Annotated in this window: 5 protein-coding genes; 2 read left to right on the top strand and 3 right to left on the bottom strand. The window is 70.4% G+C overall.

Annotated features, from left to right (window positions below):
* The coding region (locus AB0O34_RS26675; RefSeq protein ID WP_363919820.1) for a hypothetical protein at positions 1–834 on the top strand (834 nt) is incomplete at its 5' end.
* A 127-nt stretch (positions 835–961) separates the two neighbouring features.
* Here AB0O34_RS26675 and tatA read toward each other — a convergent pair.
* Positions 962–1,279, bottom strand: coding sequence for a Sec-independent protein translocase subunit TatA (tatA, locus tag AB0O34_RS26670; protein WP_363919818.1), 318 nt, complete (start codon positions 1,277–1,279; stop codon positions 962–964).
* A 512-nt stretch (positions 1,280–1,791) separates the two neighbouring features.
* Here tatA and AB0O34_RS26665 point away from each other — a divergent pair.
* Positions 1,792–3,831: a cellulose binding domain-containing protein gene (locus AB0O34_RS26665; protein ID WP_363919816.1), complete on the top strand. Its 2,040-nt coding sequence runs from the start codon at positions 1,792–1,794 to the stop codon at positions 3,829–3,831.
* Between the two features lie 31 nt (positions 3,832–3,862).
* On the opposite strand, the gene AB0O34_RS26660 is transcribed toward AB0O34_RS26665, so the two are convergent.
* Both AB0O34_RS26660 and AB0O34_RS26655 read right to left on the bottom strand, forming a co-directional pair.
* Entirely contained in the window at positions 3,863–4,159 is a 297-nt protein-coding gene (locus AB0O34_RS26660; RefSeq protein ID WP_363919814.1) for an STAS domain-containing protein, read from the bottom strand.
* A complete protein-coding gene (locus AB0O34_RS26655; RefSeq protein WP_363919812.1) occupies positions 4,156–8,271 on the bottom strand; it encodes a SpoIIE family protein phosphatase in 4,116 nt (1,371 codons plus the stop codon). Before AB0O34_RS26655 ends, AB0O34_RS26660 begins: the two co-directional genes overlap by 4 nt.
* Between the last annotated feature and the right edge of the window lie 144 nt (positions 8,272–8,415).

Genomic DNA, 8,415 nt, shown 5'->3' with positions numbered 1-8,415 from the left:
CTGGACCGCCGCCGCTTCCAACTGATGATGGGCGAGACGGATCCCGCCGCCGTGCTCGCCGCGCTGGACGCCTATCGCAACCCCGATGGAGGTTATGGCTGGGGCCTGGAACCCGATCTGCGCTCGCCCGAGAGCCAGCCCGCGAGCGCGCTGCACGCCTTCGAGGTGCTGGAGGACATCGCTCCGGCGACCGCCCCGCAGGCCGCCGCGCTGTGCGACTGGCTGGAGTCGGTCTCCTTGCCCGACGGTGGCCTGCCGTTCGTGCTGCCCCTCACCACCACCGCCGGCACCGCGCCCTGGTGGACGAGCGCCGACCCCACGGTCTCGTCCCTGCAGATCACCGCCGTGGTCGCGGCGACCGCCCACCGCGTCGCCGCCCACGACCCGGCCGTCGCCGCCCATCCCTGGCTCGACCGGGCCACCCGCTACTGCCTGGCCGCCATCGAAGCCATCGACGAAACGCCCCACGCGTACGTGCTGGCCTTCGCGGTCAAGTTCCTGGACGCCGTGCACGACACCCGGCCAGAAGCGGCCGGCCTTTTCAAGCTCCTGGAGCCGCACATCCCCGCCGACGGCCGGATGCGCGTCGAAGGCGGCACCACGGACGAGACGCTCCACCCGCTGGACTACGCCCCGTTCCCCGGCAGCCCGTCACGGGCCCTGTTCAGCCCCGAAGTGATCAGCGCCGACCTGGACCGCCTGGCCGGCCACCAACAGCACGACGGCGGATGGATCGTCGACTTCGCCCCGAACTCACCCGCGGGCGCCCTCGAATGGCGAGGCCACGTCACCGTGCGGGCGATCGACATCCTGCGGCGCAACGCCAGGATCTGACCCCCAGGGGAGGGTGGCGAGCATCGCGCGCAGGACGCGGTCGAGGGCGGCGGTGTCCTCGGGCGTGAGCGTGGAGGCCATCCGGCCGAGGTTGGCCGCGCGCCCGGTCAGCGTGGCGTCCATGAGATCAGGTATTGGGCCGCTCGGGCCGTTCGGCGACAGCCTGGGCGCGGAGCGCGGCGGCCTGCTCCTCCAGCCGGCGGGCCTGATCCTCCACGGAAAGCGCCACGGGGATGGTAGGCGGCTCTTGCGGGCTCTGTACCGCCGCGGCAGGCCGTTCAGTGCCCGCGATCTCCTCGTCATCCCTCAGCTTGCTCGCCTCGTGCTTGAAGATGCGGAGCGACTGCCCGACGGACCTGGCGGCGTCGGGAAGTCTCTTGGCGCCGAAGAGCATCACGAATACCGCCGCGACAATCAGCCAATGCCACGGGCTCAGTTCACCCATACCGGTCTCCTTGGTGAGCGCCTACCACAACAGCGTAGAACCTCAGGAGCCAGGAGTGATTCCGGGTACCCGGTATCAGCCCAGGTAGGAGGCCATCGGCCTCCGGGGCGCCGGGTGTGAGGACCGAAGGCGGTGGCGCTCCTGGTGACGACGAGGGCCGTCCGGTCGCCGAGGGACCGGATGCTCCGCACGTCGTGGATGCGCCGCGAATCCCTCAGCGGTCCGGCGAAGGCTTCACCCATGCTCGCTCGGACGCCGGCCTTGCCGCGCAGGTAGAACCCGGGCAGGATCGAGCGCGAGATCGCCGATGCGCACATCCCGTACCGGGTGCCCGCCGGTGAGGAGCTCCCCGACCGCGTGCGCGGCGTGCTCCGCGTCGTCTACGGGGCCCGAGCGCGAGGTGAAAGTTTCATCGCTGCTTGACGGGCGAGACGGTAGGGATCAGGATCATGGTGCCTTCTGGTCAGGAGGGGGCCTTCCGTGAATACCGCTCTCTATACCGAGGTGCGTTCATGCCGAAAACCCTCCTGCGAGCCGCGTGTGCCGTCTCGCTGATGTTGACCGCCCTGAACCTCCCCGCAGCGCATGCCGATCAGATCACGCCGGTCGCGGTGACCGTCAACGTTCGCGCCGCGCTCGCCACCGTCCCCGAAACCGGCATCGGCACCAATCATGCGATCTGGGACGGACACCTGGGCACGGACGAGACCGCCGACCGGCTCAAGGACGCGGACGTGAAGCTGCTGCGCTATCCCGGTGGTTCCTACTCCGACATCTACCACTGGAAGACGCACACCGCTCCGGGCGGCTACGTGGCTCCCAACACCGACTTCGACATCTTCATGCGCGGCGCGCGGCGCACTGGAGCACAGGCGATGGTGACCGCCAACTACGGCACAGGAACCGCCGCGGAGGCCGCGGACTGGGTGCGCTACGCCAACGTCACCAAGGGCTACGGCGTGAAGTACTGGGAGATCGGCAACGAACTGTACGGTAACGGTCACTACGGCGCCAGCTGGGAGGCGGACGACCACGCCGACAAGAGCCCGGCCGAGTACGCGCGCAATGTCGTCGCCTACGCCGATGCCATGAAAGCGGTCGACCCGAGCATCAAGATCGGCGCTGTGTTGACCACTGCGGCCAACTGGCCCGACGGATCGGTCGCCGCCGGCGACGACGGGACCTGGAACAAGGTCGTCCTGTCGATCGCCGGACCGAAGATCGACTTTGTGATCTTGCACTGGTACCCCGGCGCGTTCGACAAGGCCGGCCAGGTCCCGGACACGATCTACCTCACCCGCCGCCAGATCGCCCAGTACGCCGGGCCCGAGCCGGAGCGGATCGGCATCGCCGTGACCGAGTTCAACACCGGGACGAGTGGCGCCGGCGAGAACACCCAGCCGGGCGCGCTGGCCGCCGCCGACGCCTACGCCGCCCTGATGGCCAACGGGGTGTTCACGGTCGACTGGTGGAACGTCCACAACGGCATCGGTAGCGTCAGGCAGGTAGAGGGACAGACGGACTACGGCGACTTCGGCCTGCTGTCGAGCGCCACGTGCACATCCGACGGCAGCGTCTGCGAACCACCCCTCAACACTCCCTTCGCGCCCTACTACGCGCTGCAGATGATGGGCAGGTTCGCCCGGCCGGGCGACCAGTTCGTCCGGAGCGCCACCGACCAGCCGAAGGTCACCGCACATACCGTCCGCCGGCCCAACGGCGATCTGGCGGTGTTGTTGATCAACACCTCGTCCGACACGTCTTACCCCGTCACCATCGGCTACTCCGGGTTCAGCCCGGCTGCCGGGGCGCCCACCACGCTGACCCACACCAACGGCGCCACGAGCATCACCAGCTCGGCCGCTGGCAGCGCGACCAGCCAGACGCTGCCGCCGCTGTCGCTGACCACGATCGTTGTGCGTCCCGCCTCTGCCCAGACCGGGCTGCCGGGCGCACCCGGGCAGCCGACGGCCGCGAACGTCACCGGCACAAGCGCCACGATCTCCTGGCCCGCCGCCTCCGCCGGGGCGCGTCCGATCGTGAAGTACGAGGTCCACCGCCAGAACGGAGCCCGCACCGAGCAACTCGGAGAGACCGCCGGCACCTCCTGGACCGCCAATAATCTCAACCCCGGCACGGTCTACACCGTCAACGTGATCGCACGGGACAGCGGCGGCGGCGTTTCGTGGGCCTCCCCACCGCTGACCTTCACGACCGGCACGCCCGCTTCGAGTTCCTGCGCGGTACGACTGACCGACCAGTCGAACTGGGGCAGCGGCTACGTGGGCGCCATCGAGATCACCAACACCGGTGCGCCGATCAACGGCTGGACCCTGAACTTCACCTGGCCCAGAACCTGGCAGAGCCTGGGCAGCGGCTGGAGCGGCGTCTGGACGCAGAACGGCTCGACCGTCAAGGTCGTCAACGAGCCCTCCAACGGTTCGCTGCCCACAGGGAGCTCGACCACCATCGGATTCGTCGGCAACTACGGGGGACCGAACGTGCTCCCCGCCGTCTTCACCCTTAACGGAAGCGTCTGCACGACCAGGTGAGGACGCGCCCAGAGCCTGGCGTCATCGTCGTTCAGAGCCCGTGGACCGTGGTGACGTCCGCGAGCCCGGAGATGGACAGCACGGGGGCCAGCAGGGAGTTGGCGACAAGCTCGATGCCCGGGGCGTGGGCGAACAGCACGCTTAGACCGGCGCTGTCGAGGTACTCGACGGCGCTGAGGTCGACGAGGAGCGGAGCGTCACCGTCGGCGGCACGGGCGATGGCGGTGTCGAATTCGCCGGCGTTGCTCATGTCGATCTCACCGCTGACGACCAGGACCGGGGTGCCGTCCGGGCGTCGTGAGGAGGCCAGGGTCAGGGAAGTGGTCATCGGGTGATCCTCGCGTGCATGTGGACGGTGGTGCCGGCGGCGCCGGACTCGATGGTGACCTGCTGCATCAGGGCGCGCATCAGGGCGATTCCGCGACCGCGATGGGTGCTGGCCTCGGGCTGCGGGGTCTTCCAGCCGCCGCTGTCGGACACGGTGAGACGCAGGTCGGCCGCGGTGGCGACCGCACGCAGGTGAACCCCACGGCCCGCGGCGTCGCGGTGGCCGTGCTCGATCGCGTTGGCACAGGCCTCACCCACCGCCACCAGGACGTTCTGGATGACCGAGGGGTTGAGCTCGCAACGGCTCAGCCAGTCACGCAGAGCCGTGCGCACGGGGGCGAGCTGGCTGGATTCGGCGGGGAAGTCAACCTCGAGCGGCGCGGGCTGACGGTAGAGCAGCAGAGCGACGTCGTCGCTGTAGCCGTTGTCCGGCGTCATCCGGTTCATGACCTGGGTGGCCAGGTCGTCGATGGGAGTGGCGCGGCCGTCCTGGACCGCGGCGCCGGCCTCCTCGATGCCGGCCGTCAGCGGACGCCGGCGGCGCTCGACCAGGCCGTCGGTGTACAGCAGCAGCGTGGACCTGGCCGGCATGGTGAACTCGGCGTCGGGCCTGGCCGGATCCGGTTTCACGGCCAGTGGGGTGGAGCGACCCCGGTCCAGGAGCCGGCTGGTTCCGTCGGCGTGGACCATGATGCCGGGCGGATGGCCGGCGCTCGAGTAGACCAGGTGGCCGGTCGTGGTGTTCAGCACGCCGCAGAAGACGGTGGTGCACTTGGCGCCGGGGACCAGGGCGGCGAACCGGTCGAGTGCCGTCAGCACCTGCGCGGGGCCGGCCTCCTGGAGGAGCAGGGCGCGGCAGGCGCTGCGCAACTGTCCCATGACGGCCGCGGCTTCCAGCCCACGGCCCACGCAGTCGCCGACCACGATGCCGACGCGGTCGCCGGACAGCGGCACGATGTCGTACCAGTCGCCGCCGACTTCGAGGGGGCGGGTGGCCGGTTCGTAGCGTACGGCGAAGCCGGTGGGCAGCCGGGACGGGCCGAGGATCGCGCGCTGCAGGGCCACGGCGGCCTCGCGCTGCTGGTCGAGCTGGTGTGCCCGGTGCAGCGCCTGCCCGAGGTGTCCGGTCAGCAGCGCCAGCAGGGTCTGGTCCTCAGTGGTGAAGGGCCGGTTCTGGCCCAGGTCGATCCAGAGGACCAGCAGCCCGCCGGGATGCTCAAGGGTGATGCCGGCGCCGCCCGCCTCGTTCGCGATCGGACGCAGCGGCGGGCACTCGCGCAGTGCTGTGAGCCTCTCGCGGACGTCCTCCGGCACGTCGTTCCACCGGACTCCGGGGTCCGTGGAGGCCAGCTCGGGTTCCTCGGCCCCGCTCCACAGGGCGGCCAGTATCTGCCTGGCGCGCCAGACCTCCCGCAGGCACTCGAGCGCCTCGGACAGAGCCTCGGAGAGGGTGCCGGCCTCGGACATCCGCATGCTGAGGGCGGCCAGGGCCGTCTCGCGCTGCACGAGGTAGTGCTCGGCGGTGACGTCGCGGAGCGTGCCCACGACCCTGCGCTTGCGGGTGCCGGGGTCTGTGACGTCGTTGAAGGTGGCCGTCACCCAGATCTGGTGCCCTTCGCGATGGGTGACGGGTACCACGCAGCTGCCCCTGCCCTCGCTCACCAGCCGGGCGAACGCCTCGGCGACCATGCGGTGCGCCTGCGGGTCGTCGGCCTCGCTCGGCCACCAGGGATGCATCGGGGTGTACGGCAGGCCCTCGGGGCCGTAGCCCAGCATGTCGGTGAACGCCGCGTTGATCTCGATGACCGCGCCGGTCTCGTCGGTGACGAAGAACGCCTCCTGCAGGGAGTCGATCATCGCGGTACGCCATCGGGCGTGGTGGGTGCGCATCCGCGCCAGCTCCACGTTCGCCCGTACGCGTGCGAGCAGTTCGGCGGAGGAGAACGGTTTGACCAGGTAGTCGTCCGCGCCCGCCTCAAGGCCCTCGATGGAGGACTCCTGCCCGGCCCGGGCCGACAGCAGCAGCACCGGGATATCGGCGGTGCGCCGGTCGGCCCGCAACGCGGCCACCAGTTGAAGGCCGTCCAGGCGCGGCATCATCACGTCGCTGATGAGCAGGTCGGGAGCGTCGGCGCGGACGGCATCGAGGGCGGACCGGCCGTCGGTGACCACGCTGACCTGGTAGGCCGGCCGCAGCAGGCGCGTGAGGTAGTCGCGCATGTCGGCGTTGTCGTCGGCGATCAGCAACCGGGGCAGGGCGGCGTCGGGGGCCGCGTGCGGGTGCACTGCGCCGGAGGCCGTGGCGGCGGCCGGCGCCGCCCCCCGTGGGTCGTCATCGCCGGGCAGCCAGCGCAGGGCCTCTTCGACGAACGGATCGGCGGTGGCCGACACCCCGTCCGCCGCTCCGGCCGGGACCAGGCTGTCGGCGGGCAGGTGCTCGTGGCCGAAGGGCACGCGGATGGTCAAGGTGGTTCCCTCACCCTCGGCGCTGTCGGCGGTGATGCTGCCACCGTGCAGGCCGACCAGCTCCCTGACCAGCGCGAGCCCGATGCCGCTGCCCTCGTTGGAGCGCGATCTCGCGCTCTCGATGCGATGGAAACGCTCGAACAGCCGCGGCAGCTCGTGCTCGGGCACGCCGATGCCGGTGTCGGCGACCGTGACGACCGCGTGCCCTTCCTCGGCGCGCAGCGCGACCCGGATGGACCCTTCGAAGGTGAACTTCAGCGCGTTGCTGAGCAGGTTGAGTACGACCTTCTCCCACATGCTCCGGTCGATGTACACCGGCTCGGCCAGCGGCGGGCAGTCGACATGGAAGGCGAGCCCGGCCTTCTCGATCGCGGACCGGAAGACGCTGGCGAGCTCGGCGGTGACGGAGTCCAGGTCCGCCGGCTCGTAACGGGCCTGCATCCGCCCGGCCTCGATGCGGGAGAAGTCCAGCAGGGTGTTGACGAGCTTGCCCAGGCGCAGGCCGTTACGGTGGACGACCTCCAAGTTCTCGCGTACCTGCGGGCCGGCGCCGGCCAGCTCGCCCCGCAGTTCCTGCACCGGTCCCATGATCAGAGTCAGCGGGGTGCGGAACTCGTGGCTGATGTTGGAGAAGAACGCGGTCTTCGCCCGGTCGAGCTCGGCCAGCTCCTCGGCGCGGCGCTGCTGGAGCTCGTAGGCCACGGCAGCGTTGACCAGCGCGGCGGACTGGCGGGCCACCAGCCCGAGGAACGACTCGTACGCCTCGTCAAGGGCCCGGCCGGCGCTGGCCGCGAGCATGATCACCCCGACCGTCTGACCGCCGGTCTCGCCGGCCAGCGGCAGCAGCATGGCCTGCGCCGGCGGCGTCTGCCAGCCCCCCACGGGCAGGTGCCCGAACCGCTCCACCACGTCCGTCAGCACCATCGGCTGCTCGGTGCGCAGGACCTGCTCCGCCGGCCAGCCGCCCGGGCCGTCCGCCAGAGGGGTGAGGGCCGCCCCCCGCGGGCTCGTGGTGGTGAGTACCAGGTCGTCGCTGCCGGGGCGGCGCAGGTATATGGCCGAGAACGGCACGTCCCGTCCCGCTCGCTCCAGCACCTCGCCCACCAGCTGGCACGCCTCGGCGACGCTGCGGGCTCGGCCTGCCTGGGCGCCCAGGTCCTGCAGCACCGCCAGGCGGCGCTCACCGATGACCCGTTCGGTGGTGTCGCTGACCGCCGTGAAGACTCCCCGCACGGTGCCGTCGTCGTCGTGCAGCGGGCTGTAGGAGTACGTCCAGTACGTCTCCTCCCAGTAACCGTGCCGGTTCATCGGCAGCAGCAGATCCTCCGACCAGGTCGCCTCGCCGGAGGACATCACCGATCGCAACATCGGGCCGATGGTGTGCCAGATCTCCGTCCACACCTCGTCGCCGGGCTTCGCCAGGGCGGGGTGCTTGGAACCCAGCAGCGGCAGGTAGGCGTCGTTGTAGAGGAACCGCAGCTCCTCCCCCCACCACACGATCATGGGGAACCGCGAGGTCAGGCAGATCCGGCAGGCGGTGCGCAGGCTCGTCGGCCAGGTTTCGGGCTCGCCCATCGAGGTGTCGGACCACGGGTAGGCGCGCATCCGCCGCGCCATCTCGCCGCCGCCGGGGAACATCAGGTCCATCGACTGGCCACCCTCTGAAGACATCGGTTCCGCCGCCACGCCATTCGCTTCGCCTTCCTCCCCTCCGGTTGGGCCGGGGACACCGGCTCGCCGGTCTGTCGGCTCAGGGAAGGAACAGTTCAACGGTTTCGTAGGATAAAGCAA

Source organism: Sphaerisporangium sp. NPDC088356, from assembly GCF_040685555.1.
GTDB lineage: Bacteria > Actinomycetota > Actinomycetes > Streptosporangiales > Streptosporangiaceae > Sphaerisporangium.
This window is presented reverse-complemented; position numbering and strand designations above follow the sequence as displayed.

Bases quoted from the DNA above. Each gene is read 5' to 3' on its own strand.
- AB0O34_RS26665 (WP_363919816.1), top strand. From the start codon at position 1,792: ATGCCGAAAACCCTCCTGCGAGCCGCGTGTGCCGTCTCGCTGATGTTG.
- AB0O34_RS26660 (WP_363919814.1), bottom strand. From the start codon at position 4,159: ATGACCACTTCCCTGACCCTGGCCTCCTCACGACGCCCGGACGGCACC.
- AB0O34_RS26655 (WP_363919812.1), bottom strand. From the start codon at position 8,271: ATGGACCTGATGTTCCCCGGCGGCGGCGAGATGGCGCGGCGGATGCGC.
- tatA (WP_363919818.1), bottom strand. From the start codon at position 1,279: ATGGGTGAACTGAGCCCGTGGCATTGGCTGATTGTCGCGGCGGTATTC.